The organism is Enterobacter cloacae complex sp. P24RS, assembly GCF_014982165.1.
Classification (GTDB): Bacteria; Pseudomonadota; Gammaproteobacteria; order Enterobacterales; family Enterobacteriaceae; genus Enterobacter; species Enterobacter quasihormaechei.
Window position 1 is genome coordinate 312907 of record NZ_JADCKU010000003.1, and the last position, 19116, is coordinate 332022.

16 protein-coding genes and 1 other RNA gene are annotated in these 19116 nt (G+C 53.7%); 5 read left to right on the forward strand and 12 right to left on the reverse strand.

What is annotated here, in order from left to right:
* Positions 1-289 precede the first annotated feature (289 nt).
* The 3 genes from INF58_RS04100 to INF58_RS04110 are packed head-to-tail and all read left to right on the forward strand — an operon-like array spanning position 290 to position 1566.
* Positions 290-739: an STM2901 family protein gene (locus INF58_RS04100; protein WP_193527068.1), complete on the forward strand. Its 450-nt coding sequence runs from the start codon at positions 290-292 to the stop codon at positions 737-739.
* A gap of 2 nt (positions 740-741) precedes the next feature.
* A complete protein-coding gene (locus tag INF58_RS04105; RefSeq protein WP_193527069.1) occupies positions 742-1059 on the forward strand; it encodes a DUF1493 family protein in 318 nt (105 codons plus the stop codon).
* 21 nt (positions 1060-1080) lie between these two features.
* The gene (locus tag INF58_RS04110; protein WP_193527070.1) at positions 1081-1566 is read left to right on the forward strand and encodes a type VI secretion system tube protein TssD; all 486 of its coding nucleotides are present in this window, start codon (positions 1081-1083) and stop codon (positions 1564-1566) included.
* Between the two features lie 56 nt (positions 1567-1622).
* Here INF58_RS04110 and pflB read toward each other — a convergent pair whose 3' ends face one another.
* The 11 genes from pflB to garL form a co-directional block, all read right to left on the reverse strand.
* Positions 1623-3917 carry a formate C-acetyltransferase gene (pflB, locus tag INF58_RS04115; RefSeq protein ID WP_193527071.1) on the reverse strand — a complete coding sequence of 765 codons (2295 nt, stop codon included), beginning with the start codon at positions 3915-3917 and terminating at the stop codon, positions 1623-1625.
* 15 nt (positions 3918-3932) lie between these two features.
* Positions 3933-5141, reverse strand: coding sequence for a propionate kinase (gene tdcD / locus INF58_RS04120; protein WP_193527072.1), 1209 nt, complete (start codon positions 5139-5141; stop codon positions 3933-3935).
* Positions 5142-5170: 29 nt separating this feature from the next.
* Positions 5171-6502, reverse strand: a complete 1332-nt coding sequence (tdcC, locus tag INF58_RS04125) for a threonine/serine transporter TdcC (protein WP_063867614.1) — start codon at positions 6500-6502, stop codon at positions 5171-5173.
* A gap of 10 nt (positions 6503-6512) precedes the next feature.
* Complete coding sequence (gene tdcB / locus INF58_RS04130; protein WP_063867937.1) at positions 6513-7502, reverse strand: bifunctional threonine ammonia-lyase/L-serine ammonia-lyase TdcB; 990 nt, start codon at positions 7500-7502, stop codon at positions 6513-6515.
* A gap of 96 nt (positions 7503-7598) precedes the next feature.
* The gene (gene tdcA / locus INF58_RS04135; RefSeq protein WP_193527104.1) at positions 7599-8519 is read right to left on the reverse strand and encodes a transcriptional regulator TdcA; all 921 of its coding nucleotides are present in this window, start codon (positions 8517-8519) and stop codon (positions 7599-7601) included.
* A gap of 801 nt (positions 8520-9320) precedes the next feature.
* A complete protein-coding gene (locus INF58_RS04140; protein ID WP_193527073.1) occupies positions 9321-9737 on the reverse strand; it encodes a hypothetical protein in 417 nt (138 codons plus the stop codon).
* The gene (locus INF58_RS04145; RefSeq protein WP_193527074.1) at positions 9727-11148 is read right to left on the reverse strand and encodes a PAAR domain-containing protein; all 1422 of its coding nucleotides are present in this window, start codon (positions 11146-11148) and stop codon (positions 9727-9729) included. The genes INF58_RS04140 and INF58_RS04145 overlap by 11 nt, the downstream gene beginning before the upstream one ends.
* 312 nt (positions 11149-11460) lie before the next feature.
* Positions 11461-11837, reverse strand: an RNA gene (rnpB, locus tag INF58_RS04150) — RNase P RNA component class A.
* A gap of 32 nt (positions 11838-11869) precedes the next feature.
* Positions 11870-13015 (reverse strand): glycerate 2-kinase, encoded by a 1146-nt coding sequence (garK, locus tag INF58_RS04155; RefSeq protein ID WP_193527075.1) that lies wholly within the window; start codon positions 13013-13015, stop codon positions 11870-11872.
* 56 nt (positions 13016-13071) lie between these two features.
* On the reverse strand, positions 13072-13962 hold the full coding sequence (gene garR, locus INF58_RS04160) for a 2-hydroxy-3-oxopropionate reductase (protein WP_193527076.1): 891 nt from the start codon (positions 13960-13962) through the stop codon (positions 13072-13074).
* 21 nt (positions 13963-13983) lie between these two features.
* Entirely contained in the window at positions 13984-14754 is a 771-nt protein-coding gene (gene garL, locus INF58_RS04165; protein ID WP_193527077.1) for a 2-dehydro-3-deoxyglucarate aldolase, read from the reverse strand.
* A gap of 365 nt (positions 14755-15119) precedes the next feature.
* On the opposite strand from garL, the gene garD reads away from it, so the two are divergent.
* Positions 15120-16691: a galactarate dehydratase gene (garD, locus tag INF58_RS04170; protein ID WP_063451078.1), complete on the forward strand. Its 1572-nt coding sequence runs from the start codon at positions 15120-15122 to the stop codon at positions 16689-16691.
* Positions 16692-16748: 57 nt separating this feature from the next.
* Here the strand turns inward: garD and INF58_RS04175 are convergent, their stop codons facing one another.
* Positions 16749-17552: a DeoR family transcriptional regulator gene (locus tag INF58_RS04175; RefSeq protein WP_063867605.1), complete on the reverse strand. Its 804-nt coding sequence runs from the start codon at positions 17550-17552 to the stop codon at positions 16749-16751.
* A gap of 239 nt (positions 17553-17791) precedes the next feature.
* On the opposite strand from INF58_RS04175, the gene kbaZ reads away from it, so the two are divergent.
* Positions 17792-19099 (forward strand): tagatose-bisphosphate aldolase subunit KbaZ, encoded by a 1308-nt coding sequence (gene kbaZ, locus INF58_RS04180; protein ID WP_193527105.1) that lies wholly within the window; start codon positions 17792-17794, stop codon positions 19097-19099.
* Positions 19100-19116: the final 17 nt, after the last annotated feature.

The window sequence follows — 19116 nt, forward strand, 5'->3', positions numbered from 1 at the left end:
GATTGCGAGTCAGAGAGTGCAGGTGTGTGTTATTGGTATGGGATGATCATATCCGTAGCGCGGGAGAAAAAAGTCACAATCTTTATGCGGCCTTCCTGAATTTAGAGAAAAAGCGCCTCATTTTTAATGATAGTTGGTAAAAAATTCTAAAAGTGATGCATTTCACAGAATCACTATGTTGAGGAAATGGTTCTTTTTTAGGAATTTATAAAGATGATTGTTCTACTTTCAGCCTTCAAATTTTTATACGATAGCATCACTGAAACCACTCTATTAGTATGGCTATGATATGGATACCGTTGAAGAGCTCAATGGAACATACTTCTATAAAGGTATATGTAATATCTCGGCGTCTGAGTTATTTTTTTGGATTTTCCTTGATAATACCGATGAACAGTTCGGCGGATTAAAAGATGCAGTAATGATGGCTACTATGATCCTTGGTTTACCTATACTTGAGACCAGAACAAAGCCAGAAACAGCTACTATAGGTACCTCCGTGGCTTCTAAGTATCTTCGCGATCTTCTGAATGTACAGCTACCACACCGATTACCTTCGATTACACTCGCAAGCTTTAAATACCGAAAACCAATGTATACCAAAAACTTAGGTGCATTCATTGGTCGATGGATCCCTGCATTGGGGATAACCATACTTGCTGCTGATCTTGCAACGATAAGTTACAAAACACTCTCACGATATAATACGATTGCTCACCCTAAAGATCGGATTTGGTGAATATGAATAGTGAAAATGATGTTTTGAAGTTCTTCAGGGAAAATTTACCAGAACAGGGAACATTTACGGGCAAGAGGATCCCGCTCGAGTTAGACGATGTTCTACAGGATTACACCGATCTGGATGATATCGTTTATGCCATTGAGAAGTTTGAGAAAAACTATCTTATCAATGTGCCCACGCAAAACTATTTCCCATGGACTCAAACCTGGTTTTTCAGAAAATGGTTTACGCAAGAACCCGTTGAACAAATATCAAAACCATTAACCGTAAGAATGTTTGCTGAGGCGGTAAAAGCAGGCACATGGATCCACCACTGATTTTCGAAAGGAGCATGATTTATGGCTGTACCGGTTCATATTTGGTTTTTTGATGATGGCGGCTCACTTATTAAGGGTTCAAGTGATGTACAGGATCGGGAAGGGAGTGTTGAAATTAGAGGGTTAACCCATAATTTAAGTATTCCAACAGATCCTCTTTCCGGGAGATTAACCGGAACGCGCAAACATGCCCCTTTCTTGTTCGAGAAGGAGATAGATAGTTCATCTCCGTATCTTTATAAGGCTGTGGCTACAGGGCAAAACCTAAAAAAAGTTGAGATAAGATATTATCGAATTAACGATGCGGGAAGGGAAGTTGAATACTTCAGAACTGAACTGGAAGGTGTAAAGGTCGTATCAATCTCCCCTATTGTTAACGATACACGTAACTGTCCCGGTACGGGCCACCTTGAATCCATTCAGTTGAGATACGAAAAAGCAATTTGGACTTACTGCGACGGCAATATTCAATTTTCTGATGCATGGAATGAACGAACATCTACATGATTTTCAGCAGACAAAAAAGCCCCCTTATCTGAAGGGGGCAGATTATTTGGCCTGCGTCACATCGCCTGCGTAAACGTCCGCGAAATCACGTCCTGCTGCTGCTCGCGCGTCAGGGCGTTAAACCGCACCGCATACCCCGAAACGCGGATGGTCAGGTTCGGGTAGTTCTCGGGATGAGCAATGGCATCCAGCAGCATCTCCCGGTTCATGACGTTGACGTTCAGGTGCTGCCCGCCTTCGATAGACGCTTCGTGATGGAAATACCCGTCCAGCAGCCCCACAAGGTTGGTTTTGCGCACCAGTTCATCCTTGCCCAGCGCCTGCGGCACGATGGAGAAGGTGTAGGAGATCCCGTCCTTCGCATAGGTGAACGGCAGCTTGGCAACCGAGGTTAACGACGCCACCGCCCCTTTCCTGTCGCGACCGTGCATCGGGTTGGCGCCAGGCGCAAACGGCGTACCGCCGCGTCGTCCGTCCGGCGTGTTGCCCGTTTTCTGGCCGTAGACCACGTTGGAGGTGATAGTCAGGATCGACTGCGTCGGCACCGCGTTGCGATACGTCGGCAGCGCCTGGATCTTCTTCATAAAGCGCTCCACCAGGTCGCAGGCGATGCTGTCCACGCGATCGTCATTATTGCCGTACTGCGGATAGTCGCCTTCTATGACGAAGTCCACCGCCAGGCCGGTGTGGTCGCGCACCGGTTTCACCGTGGCGTATTTAATCGCCGACAGGGAATCCGCCGCCACCGACAGCCCGGCGATGCCGCAGGCCATGGTGCGGTAGACGTCCCGATCGTGGAGCGCCATCAGCGAGGCTTCGTAGCTGTATTTATCATGCATATAGTGAATGAGATTCAGCGCGCTGATGTACTGCACCGCCAGCCAGTCCATAAAGTGATCCAGGCTCGCCATCACGGTGTCGTAATCCAGCACCTCATCCAGCAGCGGCTCGGTTTTCGGGCCGACCTGGATCTTCAGCTTCTCATCCACCCCGCCGTTAATCGCGTACAGCAGCGTTTTCGCCAGGTTGGCGCGGGCGCCGAAGAACTGCATCTGCTTGCCGATCACCATCGGACTGACGCAGCAGGCAATGGCGTAGTCGTCTCTGTTGAAGTCGGCGCGCATCAGATCGTCGTTCTCATATTGCAGCGAGGAGGTGACGATCGACACCTGCGCGGCGTATTTTTTGAAGGCGATCGGCAGCTGTTCGGACCAGAGGATCGTCAGGTTTGGCTCCGGCGCAGGCCCCATGGTGTGCAGGGTATGCAGGTAGCGGAAGCTGTTTTTGGTCACCAGCGTGCGACCATCCAGCCCCATGCCGCCGATCACTTCCGTGGCCCAGATCGGATCGCCGGAGAAGAGCGTGTCGAACTCCGGCGTGCGCAGGAAGCGCACCATGCGGATCTTCATGATGAAGTGGTCGATCAGCTCCTGGGCCTGCATCTCGTTCAGCCTTCCTGCCTGAATGTCGCGCTCAATGTAGATATCAAGGAACGAGGCCGTGCGCCCCAGCGACATCGCCCCGCCGTTCTGGGATTTCACTGCGGCAAGGTAGGCAAAGTAGACCCACTGCACCGCTTCCTGCGCGTTCATCGCCGGACGTGAAATATCAAAGCCATAGTTCGCCGCCATCTGCTGGATCTGGAGCAACGCACGCTTATGCTCCGCCAGCTCCTCGCGCAGGCGGATCGTTGCCTCCAGATCTTCTCCGCGCTCCAGTTTTCCCTGAAGATCGGCGAACTGGAGTTCACGCTCGCGCACCAGATAGCTGATGCCGTACAGCGCCACGCGGCGGTAATCGCCGATAATGCGCCCGCGTCCGTAGCCGTCCGGCAGACCGGTCAGCACGCCAGATTTACGGCAGCGCATCATCTCCGGGGAGTAAACGTCAAACACGCCCTGGTTGTGGGTTTTGCGCAGGTCGGTGAACAGGTATTCAAACTGCGGATCCATCTCGCGACCGTAGGCTTCGAACGAGCTGCGGATCATGTTGATCCCGCCGTACGGATGCAGGGCGCGCTTGAGCGGCTTGTCGGTTTGCAGGCCGACGATCGTCTCCAGCGCCTGGTCAATATAACCCGGCCCGTGAGCGGTGATGGTGGTAGCGATGTTGGTGTCAAAATCTACCGGAGCGTGGGTGGCATTCTCCTGGCGAATGCCGACCATCACCTTCTGCCACAGCGCCGTCGTTGCAGGCGTCGCCTGCGCGAGGAAAGCTTCATCGCCTTCATAAGGGGTGTAGTTATGCTGAATAAAATCGCGGACGTTAACGGCATTTTTCCATTCTTCACCGCGAAACCCGGCCCATGCGTCGCTGTAGGGCGCGACGCCCGTATCGATTGTTACTTTCATCAGATTCTCGCTTTATCAGGCGTAAGCCGCAGCCGGGGTGACCTTCCCAAGACGGAGGGCGTCCAGCGCGATCATTTTTTCTTCATTGGTAGGGATAACCGCGCAGGTTACGCGGGAGGTATCAGTGGAGATGACGCGCTCACCCGCGCTGCCCGGCAGAGCGTTTTTGGCCTCGTCGAGCGCGATGCCAAACACCTTCAGGTGTTCCGCCACCAGCGCGCGGATCAGCGTGGAGTTTTCACCGATGCCGCCAGTGAAGATCACGCCATCCAGACGGTGCAGGGACGCGGCGTGACCGGCGATATGCCGCGCTATGCGGTGGACAAAAGTGTGTATCGCCAGCTCCGCCCGCTCGTTGCCGTCATGCCAGGCTTTCTCCAGCGCGCGTAAATCGGAGGAGATGCCGGAGATCCCGAGCAACCCGGACTCTTTGTTGACCACGCGCTCCAGATCCTCGAACGACTGGCCGGTCTGCTGGGCAATCCACGCCATCGCGCCGAAATCCACGTCGCCGCACCGCGTGCCCATCACCAGCCCCTCCAGCGGCGTCATGCCCATGGACGTGTCCACGCTCTCGCCGTTACGCACCGCGCAGATGGACGCCCCGTTGCCGAGGTGGGCGATCACCAGGCCGCTGTCCTCGGGGAACAGCCCGAGGAGCACGTGTGCCTGCCCGGACACATAGCGGTGAGAGGTGCCGTGGAAACCGTAGCGGCGCACGCCCAGCTCTTCAAAATAGCGGTACGGCAGACCGTACAGATACGCCTGCGGCGCCATGGTCTGGTGGAAGCTGGTGTCAAATACCGCCACCTGCTGCACGCCGGGGAACAGGCGCTCTGCGGCTTCCACGCCGCTCAGGTTGGCGTAGTTATGCAGCGGCGCCAGCGGGGAAACCAGGCGGATCTGCTCAATGACCTCTTCCGTGATGAGGGTCGACTCGCTGAAGAGATCGCCGCCGTGAGCGATGCGGTGGCCAATCAGGGCCACGCTGCTCATCAGGTCGCGCTTCTCCAGCTCGAGGGCGATGGCGGCCAGCGCCCCTTCGTAGTCCTGGTGAGCCAGTCTGACCGGCTCACCCCCGTTCACGGAAATAAAGGCTTTTTCAGTGTTGATGCCGTCCGCAATGCCCGTCAGCAGGGCATCGCAGCCTGCTGCGTCCAGCACCGAAAACTTAACGGAGGACGATCCGCAGTTAATAACCAGTACTACCGGAAATTCAGTCATGTGTTACTCCGCTCTTCCTGAGCTTTGGCTTAAAACAGTTTGTAGACGATGTTCAGAATGGTCAGCAGGCCGACCACGGTCACGAAGATGTTCTCGGTCCGGCCTTTGTATTTCGCCAGCGCGGGCGCTTTACGGATCGCGTACATCGGCAGCAGGCACAGCAGAGAGGCGATAATTGGTGCTCCCATGGCTTCAATAAGGTCGAGAATGTTCGGGTTGGCGTAGGCCACAATCCAGGTGGAGCCCATGATGAAAATCATGCTGATGGTGTTCAGCTTGCCAACAGAGACGCTCTTCTTATCGCCTTTGTAGCCGAACTTGAGGATCAGGCCGTTCAGCCCCTCCAGCGTGCCCAGGTAGTGGCCGAAGAAGGATTTAAAGATAGCGACCAGCGCGATGATGGATGCGCCGTATTCCAGCACCGTGGCGAACGTGGATTTACTGCCCGACATCGAGGCAAAGTGGTTCGCCAGGTAAGAGAGCACCGGAATATTCTGCGCTTTGGCATCCGCCATGTTCTGCGGAGAGAGCGTAAACAGGCAGCTAAAGGCGAAGAACATCACCACTGCCACCATCAGCAGGCTGGCGCGACCGATGATTTTGGAACATTTCTGCTCGGTGAATTCTTTCCCGAACTCCGGCTCGTACTCTTCGCGCTTGGAGACCACAAATGAGGAGACGATAGGCGAGAAGTTAAAGGAGAAGACCATGATGGAGATCCCCAGCCACACCGTGACCAGAATGCCGTCATGTCCGGTGAAGGCGATATCGCTCAGGTTGACCTGGTCGATCACCGCCGAGTTCCAGTACGGGATCAGCGACAGGGAAATCAGCACCAGACTGGCGATGAACGGGAACACCAGGTAGCTCATCACCTTCACCATCAGGTCTTTCCCGAACCAGATCACAAAGGCCATCAGCAGCAGCAGGAACAGCGCCACCACGCCGCGGTTCAGGGCTGGCAGCTGGAGCTGGTTTTCCCAGAAGGTCATAAAGGTGTTGGTAATGGTTACACCGTAGATCCACAGCAGCGGGCAAATGGCGAAGAAGTAGAGGAAGGTGATCACCACCCCGCCGGTTTTGCCGAAATGCTCTTCCACCGTTTCGGTGATGTTGCCGGAGACGTTACTGCCGGACAAACAGAGGCGCGCCAACGCGCGGTGGCAGTAAAACGCAATCGGGAAGGCGAGAACCAGCATCAGCAGGATAGGGATCAGGCCGCCAAACCCTGCGCGAATGGGGAAGAACAGCACGCCTGCACCAATGGCGGTCCCGAACAGGCCCAGCGTCCAGGTGGTATCCGATTTACGCCAGGTAGACGTTTTTGTCTGGCCAACGGTAATGCTTTCAGTGTTGCTCATAAGTCATCCTTTATGCGTCAACGAAGCCGGTAATTTGTGAAACACGGGAGAGATCGATATTGCCGCCGGAAATAATGCAGACGGTTTTACGGCCCTGAATATAGTGGTCCAGTTTGCCGCTTAATAACGCCGCGCAGGCCAGCGCGCCCGCGCCTTCCGTCACCACTTTATTTCGCTGAATAAGGGCAATCATGCTGTTGCGAATTTCATCTTCACTGACCAGCACAATGTCATCGACCAGTTCACGAACAATTTCGAAGGTTAAATTACCCGGACGAGACACGTCGCAACCGTCGGCTAATGTGCCGGTAACGCGATGGCTGGTTATTTCTCCGGCCTGCCAGGAAGCCGCCATGCCGTGAACGTTTTCAGACTGCACGCCGATAATATTGATTGTCGGGTTAATAGATTTAATCGCCGTTGCAATACCGGCAATTAAGCCGCCGCCGCCGATAGGGACAATGACGTTATCCACGTCGTAGAGATCTTCGAGAATTTCGAGGCCGATGGTACCCTGGCCGGCAATGACTTTCGGATCGTCATAAGGCGGAATAAAAATGCGCCCCTCCATCTCGACGATTTCGCTCACCTTAGCGATGGTGTCGTTGAAGTTCTCGCCGTGCAGCACCACTTCCGCCGAATAGTCGCGGGTAGCGGCGACCTTGGATTTTGGCGCGCCCATCGGCATCACCACTTTGCCGTCGATACCGAGCATGGCGCAGGAGAGCGACACCCCCTGTGCGTGGTTACCTGCGGAGCAGGCCACCACCCCTTTGCGTTTTTCTGCATCCGTCAGCGAACTTAACTTATTAAACGCCCCGCGTATTTTAAACGAACCGGTACGCTGCATATTTTCAAACTTAAGAAATATCTCGCCCTTACAGCGTTCGCTGAGATAATTTGAGCGCGGCATGCCGGTTTTATAAATTTTTCCCGCCAGGCGTTTTCTGGCGTCCTGAATATCTTCAATGGTCACCGGGAGATCGTAGGTAATGTGCATAATATCCTCGTTATAATAATTCATTGTTTTCAGGCAAAGTCAGGGTATCAGAGCGTTAAAAAGCGTCGCTCCGGGTGTTTTAAAGCGTGATTATTTTTATCGTCGTTTATCGATATTCATCGACGAATATTGTTTTGCCAGTTCAACTAATACTGACGCCGATTTTTTAATACTGTAATTTTTCGACCACACGGCGGCATAACGCGCCACGGGTAATTCATCCTCCACCGGCAGGACGATAAACTGGTCCGAACCGAACGGCGCAATCATGTCACGGGGGATCACCGTCAGGTAATCGGCATTAAGGACAAGGTTATAGATAGTGACGACGGAATCAGTCTGGACGATGTTTTCAATGCTGATGTGGTTGTCTTGCAGGGTGGTCAGGAGTTCGTTGTAGTAGCCCATATCGGTTTGCGGCATCACCCACTGCTCATGCGTAAGTGATGCCAGTCTGGTCGGGCCGGTGCACGTTCGTGATTTACTCGCCACCAGCACAAACTCGGATTCAAACAGCGGCTCAACGTGAAGATCCTGAAGCAACATTCCGTCGCTCAGCGTGCCGATGGCAAAATCCAGCCGTCCATCGCGAATGGCGGGCAGGAATGAAGAGAGCTGCGCTTCATACATGGAGACGCGCGCTTTCGGGAACACTTCCCTGAATTTTTTGATCATCCCGGACAGGAAGGTGAAGCCAATCAGCGACGGATAGCCAAAGGAGACGTCCATGACGGTACTAAAGCTGAGACTGTTGATTTCGCTCACCATGTTTTTCATTTCGCGGGTGATCGACTCAGCGTATGACAGCAGCACCTGACCGGCGGCAGTGAGTTTTACGCCGGTGTTTTTACGCACCATCACCTCTACCCCGAAGTAGGATTCGATGTCGCTGATGATTTTGCTGACGGCAGGTTGCGTCAGCCCCAGTTGTCTTGCAGCAGAACCTATGGAGCCACTTTTAATGACTTCCTGAAATACCACGAGGTGCTGTGTTTTCGGTAGAATAATAGTATTCATCATATTCCGCGCTTATTTCCCTATGACGCAGCGGATTCTACCTAATAATGTTTAAGGGGGTATGTGCTGTTACTCACAATTCGCCGGAACGCCCTATTTACACCCATCATCAAAACCATTTAAATACTTATAAATCAATAACATAACACAATTAAAATACGCAATTACGCTGATATTGATCAACAAATTACGAGGTAATAAATTTATTCTATGGCAATAACCCGCGTGAATTTTTTTGCCTTAGAAATATTAATAAAGGCTATCTTTCAGGCAATTAAATGTTAATAAATCAACACTATCAATTTAAAACATTTTTGTGGTTTATCAACTTTACCAGGAATATTAATACTATTTCAGAATAAAGAGTGGGATATATCACACATTCACCAGAAGAATGTTTTTAGATTCAATATTTGATTATCAATTAGAAAAACATTTATTTTCAGCAAATCAACAAATGCAACATCTAATCAACACTAAAATTTTCTTATTTTATAGCGTTAAATTTCGTGATTACGATCATCTACGGAGGATGAGAGGAGCGCGTGGCGGAGTAAACAGTGAAATGTGCTTAGCGTCGCAAAATTGAGAATTGATGTCGTCTGGCGCAGCGCTTACCCGGACTGTTTTCTTCAGAAAGCAAAAACCCCGCCGAAGCGGGGTTTCGTAAGAAGTTGAAGCTGACCGATAAGGCGGCTTCGTTCAACGATACGTCAGGTATCTGCGGCGCTGGGGTTGTCGTGTGTCGCAGACTCGATCGCAGTTTGTGTTACAGAGCAAACCCACCGAGTGAAGCACTTTTCACACCCAGCCATGCCTAATTGCTAACATTTGTAACACGCCAATGATAAAAAACAACAGACTGACAACCGCCAAGTATATCTCCACGTAGAACGGGCCAATAAGCCGTTTTGGTAGCCCACGTATAAAGTCCTTGTCATCGTTTTTGGTCAGGATTGAGCTTTTATTCCACAACAGCGGCATGTATATAAAACTCACTTTTGTGCTATATGCTACTTTGACATAAAGCGTGTTGACGTTCTCGAACAGCAATACAGCATCGGGCAGACTACCGTATTTTTCTTTGTACAGGATGCAGATCTCCTTAAATCTATCCCTGTTCAGAACTGAGGCTATGATACTGGCTATACCGAAGCCGAAAGCAAGTGCTCCGATGATTACTGTTACCTTGGCGCTAAGTAGGGCATTAATGGTCATTACTTGTAACCTCATATAGCGATTCACCAACGAAGCCACCGAACGCAGATGTAGCTTTATCGCTACCATATGCAATAGCGCCATTTACTCCGAGCGTACAAAGTAATGCTCCAGCACCTGCGGCTTCTATAGTTGCAGCGCCAAGCATTATCGCACAGACAGTATTTGCTGCGGCTGTACCCGCAATTTTTCCAGCTATCGCACCGCCGATCAGGCTCCCGGAAAATTCACCAATGGAGGTAAACGACGTTTTCGCACAATCTCTGCCCACAGTGCAGGCTTCCGTGATCTTTGCGGCGGTATCGAGTGCAGACATGCCAATCCCGATCTTCCCAGCGGTTTCCATCCACTTGACGTACTTCGCCAGCTTCTCGATGTGGGTGGCGTAACCCTCAATATCGCTAACGCCTGTTTCATTCCAGCGATGGGTGATTGAACTACTGGACAGGCCAAGGGCGTTTTTCAGGTCTGCGTATTCATTGAACATGAAACGATGCTTCATGAACATCTTCAGCACACTATCGAGTTGACCGAATAACCGGCGGCGCTCGACAAAAAATTGTTCACCGATCAGTGTGCCACTGGTGATGTACTGGTTCTTGTAGGTTTTCTCTATCTCGACAAGGATTTTTTCTACCTGTTCAAAATAACCTTTCGCGGCTTCGGTTGCTTTTCCTGAGTATCCATAAGTATCGCTCGCCGTACTGGCAGCAGCAGCGAACATCTCAATGGTGTCTTTGTACTTGTAGAGAAAGTTAGCTTGCTGAATGGAGAGAGGAGCTAACGCTGCATCAACTCGCGCTTTCGCGGCCTGCATATGTGCAATTTGTTCGCTGTCCTGCTTATCAGGGTCAACCACCAGCATAATAGAACCAGCTTTATATCTTTCATGCGGGCCGTTCAACGCGGCAAAGAGTTCTTTTACCCCTGCTGGTGGGTTCTCTGTGAATAACAGACGTTGCCAGGCTTCTGTTGTCCCACCATACGGAATAATGGTAAAACCAGCATCTATACCTTTAGGTTTATCAGATTTGGAATCTTTCTTTGTAGATTGTGCCTGATGAATGGGTTCAGGCACTTCAGACAGGTTGGCAATTCGCTGTGAGCCAATGCTGGCTGGCGTCACTTCAATATCAAGCTCGTAATTATCATCAAAGTTTGAGGGAACAAGGCGCGATCTACATGGGCAAGAACTGCGGCTATGCAAAGTACCTGCAATTCTCTTACCATGGATAGTGTCGCGAATCCCTCCCGCAATACGGTAAAGCCCTTTATGCTTGCCACAGGTTACTCTGTGACCTTCGCAGACCATGTCTTTCCCAAAGTGCTGATGGTCAGGACATCCATCTATGATTACACCGCCACAGGTGGTTTTATCACCTCTGAAAAGATAATTACCTTTGACTCCCATTATAAGTCCCTTTACTTGATGTCGTTCTATTTAACCCAAATCCTCATTGTACAAATAAACTACATCATTCGGAATGTATTGTTGTTAAAATAAAATGGCATCTCGAATTATTCATTATACGGATATTACTGTGTTCTTATTCTGTTGATGAATTAACGAAGCTCTTATTATTGAGCCTCAACAGTAAACATTTTTATGATCAGAATAGTAGAATTTGTATATGGTGTTGCAGGAGGTAATAATAAAGGTTATTGCGACCGTTGATGTATCTCATTTCACTACCTGAGACACATCAACGATCGTTTTAGAAGAAGTTGAAGCTGACCGATAAGCCGGGTTCTGTCGTGGACAGTCATTCATCTAGGCCAGCAATCGCTCACTGGCTCAAGCAGCCTACCCGGGTTCAGTACGGGCCGTACCATGTGAACCCCTATTTGGCCTTGCTCCGGGTGGAGTTTACCGTGCCACGGACTGTTACCAGCCGCGCGGTGCGCTCTTACCGCACCCTTTCACCCTTACCTGATCCCGCTTGCGCGGGCCATCGGCGGTTTGCTCTCTGTTGCACTGGTCGTGGGTTTCCCCCCCAGGCGTTACCTGGCACCCTGCCCTGTGGAGCCCGGACTTTCCTCCCCTCCGCCCGTCTCCCCCGAAAGGGACGACGACGAAGCGGCGACTGTCTGGTCAGCTTCGGCGCGCAGTATAGAGGGTTTGCGCGCCGCTGTCACCCCTGGCTACGCATGCCTATCTGCAATGTGGCCGCGATATTGCGCGAGGCGCGGTAAATGTTGTCATACGCGCCCCGGAACGCCTCTTCCAGTGAGCCGATGCTGGTCAGTACGCTGAACACCGCGTCGATGCCGTACTGGTGTACCACGCCCACGTCCTGCGTCAGACTTCCGGCAATCCCTATCACCGGCTTATGGTATTTTTTGGCGACGCTCGCCACGCCGACGGGCACTTTACCGTTAATGCTCTGGCTGTCGATGCGCCCTTCGCCCGTCAGTACCCAGGTGCAGTCGTGAATATGTTCTTCAAGATTGAGCGCCTGAGTGACAATCTCAATGCCGCTTTTCAGCTCAGCCCCCAGAAAGGCCATCAGCGCCGCGCCCATGCCGCCCGCCGCTCCTGCCCCCGGAACCGGGTTCACGTCGATGCGCAAAGATTTTTTGATCACCCCGGCATAGTGGCTAAGATTGGCGTCGAGTTCGAGGATCATCTCCTCGGTGGCGCCTTTTTGCGGGCCAAAGATACGCGACGCGCCGCTTTCACCGACCAGCGGATTCGTCACGTCACAGGCGACGCGGATTGCGCATCCCTGAAGACGCGGATCGAGCGCCGAAATATCAATACGGTTAAGCGCCATCAGGCTACCGCCGCCGTAGCCGATCTCCGTCCCGTTGGCATCCGTAAACCTCGCGCCCAGCGCCTGCATCATGCCGGCGCCCCCGTCGTTGGTGGCGCTCCCGCCGATACCGATGATGATATTGCGCGCGCCTTTATCCAGTGCGCTGAGGATCAGCTCCCCCGTCCCGCGAGACGTTGTGACCAGCGGGTTACGCAGCGCGGGAGGAACAAGAACCAGGCCGCTGGCGGCGGCCATCTCGATGAACGCGGTCGTCCCGTCGCCAGAGATCCCCCAGCGGGCATTCACCTTTTCCCCTAACGGACCGGTGACGACAGCCTGCTGCCAGGTGCCCTGAGTCGCGGCGATCATCGCTTCAACCGTACCTTCCCCACCGTCAGCAACGGGAACCGACACGTAATGAGCGTCGGGGAAAATCTCACGAAATCCTTTTTCTATCGCCTGCGCCACCTCGGTGGCAGACAGGCTTTCTTTATAAGAGTCTGGCGCGATTACGATTTTCATAGTTATAAGCCTGGACCGTAGGCCCGGTATGCGTTGCGCCACCGGGCAGGACGTCATTAGCGAGTAATTTCGACCTTCGCCAGTTTTTCGTAGTAGCACGCGAGCGCGCTGTGATCGGCAGTGCCAAGACCGTCCGCACGCAGCGCCTGCATCATCTCCATGACGGCGGCAGTCAGCGGCAGCTGCGCCCCCACGCCGTGTGACGTATCCAGCGCATTCGCCAGATCTTTAATGTGCAGGTCGATACGAAAACCTGGCTTAAAGTTACGATCCATCACCATCGGTGCCTTGGCATCCAGCACGTTGCTACCCGCCAGACCACCGCGAATGGCCTGATAGACCAGATCCGGATTCACCCCCGCTTTGGTGGCCAGCGTCAGCGCCTCCGACATGGCCGCGATGTTCAGCGCCACAATCACCTGGTTTGCCAGCTTGGTGACGTTACCCGCGCCGATGTCACCGGTGTGCACCACGGAGCCAGCCATCGCTTTCATCAGGTCGTAGTATTTGTCGAAGACGGCTTTATCGCCGCCCACCATCACCGACAGGGTGCCGTCGATGGCTTTGGGCTCGCCGCCGCTGACCGGTGCGTCCAGCATCTCCACGCCTTTCGCCTTCAGCGCCTCGCTGATTTCGCGGCTCGCCAGCGGTGCGATAGAACTCATGTCGATCACCACCAGGCCCGGCTTCGCGCCGTCGATAATGCCGTTCTCACCCAGCGCCACCTCTTTCACGTGCGGAGAGTTTGGCAGCATGGTGATGATGACATCGCACTGCTCGGCGATCGCTTTTGCGGTTGTCGCCGTTTCCGCGCCGGCCGCAATCACCCCGGCCACCGCGTCTGAATTACGGTCGAGAACCACCAGCGAGTAACCTGCTTTGATGAGGTTTTTGCTCATTGGTTTGCCCATGATACCCAGGCCAATAAAACCCACTTTCAGCGTCATAATCTGTTTCCTCAATGATGGTTATTTTTTAAAAGCGTCTGCTAATCTCTGCGTGGCCGCGCGGAATACGCCGAGGTCGCTGCCGACGGCAACAAACGTTGCGCCCCACTCCAGGTAGCGGCGGGCGTCAGCTTCCACCGGCGCCAGAATGCCGCACGGCTTACCGTGGGCTTTGGCACGGGCAAAAATGTGCTGGATCGCGCGCTGTACGTCCGGGTGGCTGGCATTGCCCAGATGACCTAAGGCGGCAGCCAGATCGCTCGGGCCAACGAAAATACCGTCTACGCCTTCGGTCGCGGCAATGGCGTCGACGTTATCGACACCCTGCTGGCTCTCGATCTGAACCAGGATGGTGATGTTCCTGTTGGACTGGGCGAAATAGTCCGGCACGGTGCCAAACATGTTGGCGCGGTGCGAAACGGACACGCCGCGGATCCCTTCCGGCGGATAGCGGGTCGCCGCTACGGCCAGCACCGCTTCTTCTTCCGTTTCAACAAACGGGATCAGGAAGTTGTAGAAGCCGATATCCAGTAAACGCTTGATGATAACCGGCTCGTTGGTGGGCACACGCACCACCGGCGCGCTGTGGCTGCCTTTCAGCGCCATCAGCTGCGGAATAAACGTGCTGATATCGTTTGGCGCATGTTCGCCGTCCAGCACCAGCCAGTCGAATCCGGCCAGGCCCAGCACTTCCGTGCTGATGGGGTTTGCCAGCGCAGACCAGCAGCCAATCTGGATCTGGTGCGCCGCGAGGGCTGCTTTAAACTTATTCGGGAAGATATCGTTACTCATCGCTTATACCTTTTTTAATTCCGCAGTTTTAGCCAGCATCATTTTTATTTATTCCGACGCAGCGTCAGGGTTATATTTATTTTCTGACTGAATTTTGGCGTTATAAAATCGTCATTCAGTATAATCGCCGCCCGACGGCAGTACATTGTTTCAATGCTCAGTTATCGAGTGGAATCTGAACGCTATCTTGAGCATATGCACAAAGCAGTGGGCGCTGATGCACAGAATCAACGATTAGTGTTTCGGGAGCGATCGCGATCACATTCTCACCTTTCCTCTCCTGACATTCTTTATTTCTTCAATAAGAAACAATTAACCATCTGGCTATATTTAGTATCAGATATTTTGCTGGAGAAGCGTAAACAATGGCCGATATTCAAATTCGACAGGCGTCGCCGACGGCGTTCTATATAAAAGTGCACGATACCGACAACGTGGCGATTATTGTCAACGACAATGGCTTAAAAGCGGGTACCCGGTTCCCGGACGGGCTGGAGCTGATTGAGCACGTTCCGCAGGGGCACAAGGTCGCGCTGGTCGATATCCCCACGCACGGCGAAATCGTGCGTTACGGCGAAGTCATCGGCTATGCGGTACGCCCTATCCCGCAGGGCAGCTGGGTTGAAGAGTCGCTGGTTGAGCTGCCAGCGGCCCCGCCGCTGGAGACGTTGCCGCTGGCGACCCGCGTCCCTGAGCCGTTGCCGCCGCTGGAGGGCTATACCTTCGAAGGTTACCGCAACGCGGACGGCAGCGTGGGAACCAAAAACCTGCTCGGCATCACTACCAGCGTGCATTGCGTGGCGGGCGTCGTGGATTACGTGGTGAAAATTATTGAGCGCGATCTGCTGCCGAAATACCCCAACGTTGACGGCGTGGTGGGGCTTAACCACCTGTACGGCTGCGGCGTGGCGATCAACGCGCCCGCGGCGGTCGTGCCAATCCGCACAATCCACAATATCGCCCTCAACCCAAACTTTGGCGGCGAGGTGATGGTGATTGGCCTCGGCTGTGAGAAATTGCAGCCTGAACGCCTGTTGCAGGGTACTGAGGATGTGAAAGCCATTCCGGTAGACGATGCCAGCATTGTTCGTCTCCAGGACGAACGTCACGTCGGATTTCGTTCCATGGTCGACGATATTCTTCAGGTGGCGGAGCGCCATCTGGACACGCTGAACAAACGCCAGCGCGAAACCTGCCCGGCCTCTGAGCTGGTAGTGGGGACACAGTGCGGCGGCAGCGATGCGTTTTCCGGCGTCACCGCCAACCCGGCGGTGGGTTACGCGTCGGATTTGTTCGTGCGCTGCGGCGCCACGGTGATGTTCTCCGAGGTCACCGAAGTGCGTGACGCCATCCACCTGCTTACGCCGCGCGCCGTCAACGAGGAGGTGGGCAAACGCCTGCTGGAGGAGATGGCCTGGTACGATAACTATCTTGATATGGGCAAAACCGACCGCAGCGCCAACCCGTCCCCGGGTAACAAGAAAGGCGGCCTGGCGAACGTGGTGGAAAAAGCCCTCGGATCAATTGCCAAATCTGGCCAGAGTGCGATTGTGGAAGTGCTCTCTCCGGGCCAGCGGCCAACCAAACGCGGCCTTATTTACGCGGCAACGCCTGCCAGTGATTTTGTTTGCGGCACCCAGCAGGTGGCGTCCGGCATTACGGTACAGGTCTTTACCACCGGGCGCGGCACGCCGTACGGCCTGATGGCGGTACCGGTGATCAAAATGGCGACCCGCACCGAGCTGGCAAACCGCTGGTATGACTTAATGGATATCAACGCGGGCACCATCGCCACCGGGGAAGAGAGTATTGAGGATGTGGGCTGGAAGCTGTTCCACTTCATTCTGGACGTGGCGAGCGGGCGGAAGAAAACCTTCTCTGATCAATGGGGATTGCATAACCAGCTGGCGGTGTTTAATCCGGCGCCGGTGACGTGATGGCCCTCACCCTGTCCTCTCCCCACAGGGGAGAGGACAGGGTGAGGGGACAAAACCCTACACCAGCACCACATCAATCCCGCTTTTCCGCAGCCCGTCGAGGCTCTCCGCCGGAATACCTTCATCAACAATAATCATATCGATCCGCTGGGTATCAATGATTTTATGCAGGCTTGAACGGTTAAACTTGCTGGAGTCGGTCACAACGATAATGCGCTCTGCCACCTCGCACATTTTTCGATTCAGGCGGGCTTCATCCTCATTGTGCGTACTCACCCCCCGATCGAGATCGATGGCGTCGACGCCCAGGAACAGCAGGTCAAAATGGTAATTCTGTAACGACTGCTCCGCCTGGTCGCCGTAGAAAGACTGCGACTGACGGCGCAAGTGTCCACCGGTCATCAGCAGCTCCACTCCCTCTGCTTCCAGCAGCGCGTTCGCCACGTTCATCCCGTTGGTCATGGCAATAACGTCGGTGTGCTGGCGCAGCATACGGGCGATTTCACAGGTCGTAGTACCCGAGTCCAGAATAATCCGGTGGCCCGGCTTCACCAGCTCAGCCGCCGCCTGCGCGATGCTGCGCTTCACTGCCGTATTAAGGGAACTTTTGTCCTCAACGGACGGCTCCACGCCGGGCATATTGCCTTCGCAAATCAGCGCGCCGCCGTAAGCGCGAACGGCAATCCCCTGCTTTTCCAGAAAGGCCAGATCGTTACGGATCGTCACCGTCGACACGCCGTATAAAAGAGAAAGATCGTTAACCTGCACGCTTCCCTGCGCCCGCAACCGCTGAATGATCTGCTCTCGCCTTTCGCTGGTGCCGGTGATGCGCTTCTCTGCGGATGGATCGGTGCTGCTCATACGAGCTCCTTAGTAAATAAACTTTCGTTTCATTTCGTTTTGCTTATTAACGCCTTTCTTTTAAGGGAATGCAAGCCCTGTAAGGCGCGCTGACGCACGCTTACCCGCCGCTGAAACCTTTCATTATGTTTCTTTTGTGAAACAGATCGGAAAACTATTATCTTTCGTTTTATTTTTACCTCACCATAATGCAGTATAAAATGAAACAAAACGAAAGATGAATGCCAACACCATCCGAAATGGAGAGGAAAGTGAAACATCTGACAGAAATGGTGGAACAACATAAACGGGGGAATACAAACGGGATTTATGCCGTCTGTTCCGCACATCCACTGGTACTTGAAGCTGCAATTCGTTACGCCCATTCTCAACAGACGCCTCTGCTGATTGAAGCCACCTCAAACCAGGTGGATCAGTTTGGCGGCTATACCGGTATGACGCCCGCCGATTTTCATGGGTTCGTCTGCACGCTGGCGGGATCTCTCGGTTTCCCCACCTCGCAACTGATCCTTGGCGGCGATCATCTCGGTCCCAACCGCTGGCAAAATCTGCCGGCTTTGCAGGCGATGGCGAACGCCGACGATCTCATCAAAAGCTACGTGGCTGCCGGGTTCAAGAAGATCCATCTCGATTGCAGCATGTCCTGCGAAGACGATCCGGTTCCTTTAACCGATGCGATCGTTGCCGGGCGCGCCGCGCGTCTGGCAAAAATTGCCGAAACAACCTGTCTTGAGCAATTTGGTGTAGCCGATCTGGTCTACGTTATCGGCACGGAAGTTCCGGTTCCCGGCGGCGCGCACGACACGCTGACCGAGCTTGAGGTCACCACGCAAGAGGCGGCACGCGCCACGCTTGAGGCACACCGCCACGCATTTGAGAAGGAAGGGTTAAGCGACATCTGGCCGCGCATTATTGGCCTGGTGGTTCAGCCCGGCGTTGAGTTCGATCATGCGCACGTTTGTGACTATCAGCCGCATAAGGCCGTCGCGCTGAGCAAAATGGTTGAAGCCTATGACACGCTGGTATTTGAAGCACATTCTACCGATTACCAGACGCCGCAGGCGCTGCGCCAGCTGGTGAACGATCACTTCGCCATTCTTAAAGTCGGCCCTGCCCTGACCTTTGCCCTGCGCGAAGCGCTGTTCTCGCTGGCGGCCATTGAAGAAGAGCTTCTGCCGGCAAAAGCCTGCTCCGGGCTGCGTCACGTCCTGGAAAACGTGATGCTCGATCGCCCGGAATACTGGCAAAGCCACTATCACGGTGACGACAACGCCCGACGCCTGGCCCGCGGCTACAGCTACTCCGACCGCGTGCGTTATTACTGGCCAGACAGCCAGATTGACGACGCCTTTGAGCGACTGGTACGCAACCTTGCGGATGAACCGATCCCGCTGCCGTTGATCAGCCAGTATCTGCCTTTGCAGTACAGCAAAGTTCGCGAGGGCGCTCTCACGTCAACGCCACGGGAACTCATCCTCGACCACATTCAGGACATACTCCAGCAGTACCATGCCGCCTGCGAAGGCGTAACGACTCAACACGCATAATTAAAAAGAGGAAAACG

What these genes read in the sequence shown, in the direction of transcription:
- INF58_RS04100 (WP_193527068.1), top strand. Translation starts at nt 290, where the DNA reads ATGGATACCGTTGAAGAGCTCAATGGAACATACTTCTATAAAGGTATA.
- INF58_RS04105 (WP_193527069.1), top strand. Translation starts at nt 742, where the DNA reads ATGAATAGTGAAAATGATGTTTTGAAGTTCTTCAGGGAAAATTTACCA.
- INF58_RS04110 (WP_193527070.1), top strand. Translation starts at nt 1,081, where the DNA reads ATGGCTGTACCGGTTCATATTTGGTTTTTTGATGATGGCGGCTCACTT.
- pflB (WP_193527071.1), bottom strand. Translation starts at nt 3,917, where the DNA reads ATGAAAGTAACAATCGATACGGGCGTCGCGCCCTACAGCGACGCATGG.
- tdcD (WP_193527072.1), bottom strand. Translation starts at nt 5,141, where the DNA reads ATGACTGAATTTCCGGTAGTACTGGTTATTAACTGCGGATCGTCCTCC.
- tdcC (WP_063867614.1), bottom strand. Translation starts at nt 6,502, where the DNA reads ATGAGCAACACTGAAAGCATTACCGTTGGCCAGACAAAAACGTCTACC.
- tdcB (WP_063867937.1), bottom strand. Translation starts at nt 7,502, where the DNA reads ATGCACATTACCTACGATCTCCCGGTGACCATTGAAGATATTCAGGAC.
- tdcA (WP_193527104.1), bottom strand. Translation starts at nt 8,519, where the DNA reads ATGAATACTATTATTCTACCGAAAACACAGCACCTCGTGGTATTTCAG.
- INF58_RS04140 (WP_193527073.1), bottom strand. Translation starts at nt 9,737, where the DNA reads ATGACCATTAATGCCCTACTTAGCGCCAAGGTAACAGTAATCATCGGA.
- INF58_RS04145 (WP_193527074.1), bottom strand. Translation starts at nt 11,148, where the DNA reads ATGGGAGTCAAAGGTAATTATCTTTTCAGAGGTGATAAAACCACCTGT.
- garK (WP_193527075.1), bottom strand. Translation starts at nt 13,015, where the DNA reads ATGAAAATCGTAATCGCGCCAGACTCTTATAAAGAAAGCCTGTCTGCC.
- garR (WP_193527076.1), bottom strand. Translation starts at nt 13,962, where the DNA reads ATGACGCTGAAAGTGGGTTTTATTGGCCTGGGTATCATGGGCAAACCA.
- garL (WP_193527077.1), bottom strand. Translation starts at nt 14,754, where the DNA reads ATGAGTAACGATATCTTCCCGAATAAGTTTAAAGCAGCCCTCGCGGCG.
- garD (WP_063451078.1), top strand. Translation starts at nt 15,120, where the DNA reads ATGGCCGATATTCAAATTCGACAGGCGTCGCCGACGGCGTTCTATATA.
- INF58_RS04175 (WP_063867605.1), bottom strand. Translation starts at nt 17,552, where the DNA reads ATGAGCAGCACCGATCCATCCGCAGAGAAGCGCATCACCGGCACCAGC.
- kbaZ (WP_193527105.1), top strand. Translation starts at nt 17,792, where the DNA reads ATGGAGAGGAAAGTGAAACATCTGACAGAAATGGTGGAACAACATAAA.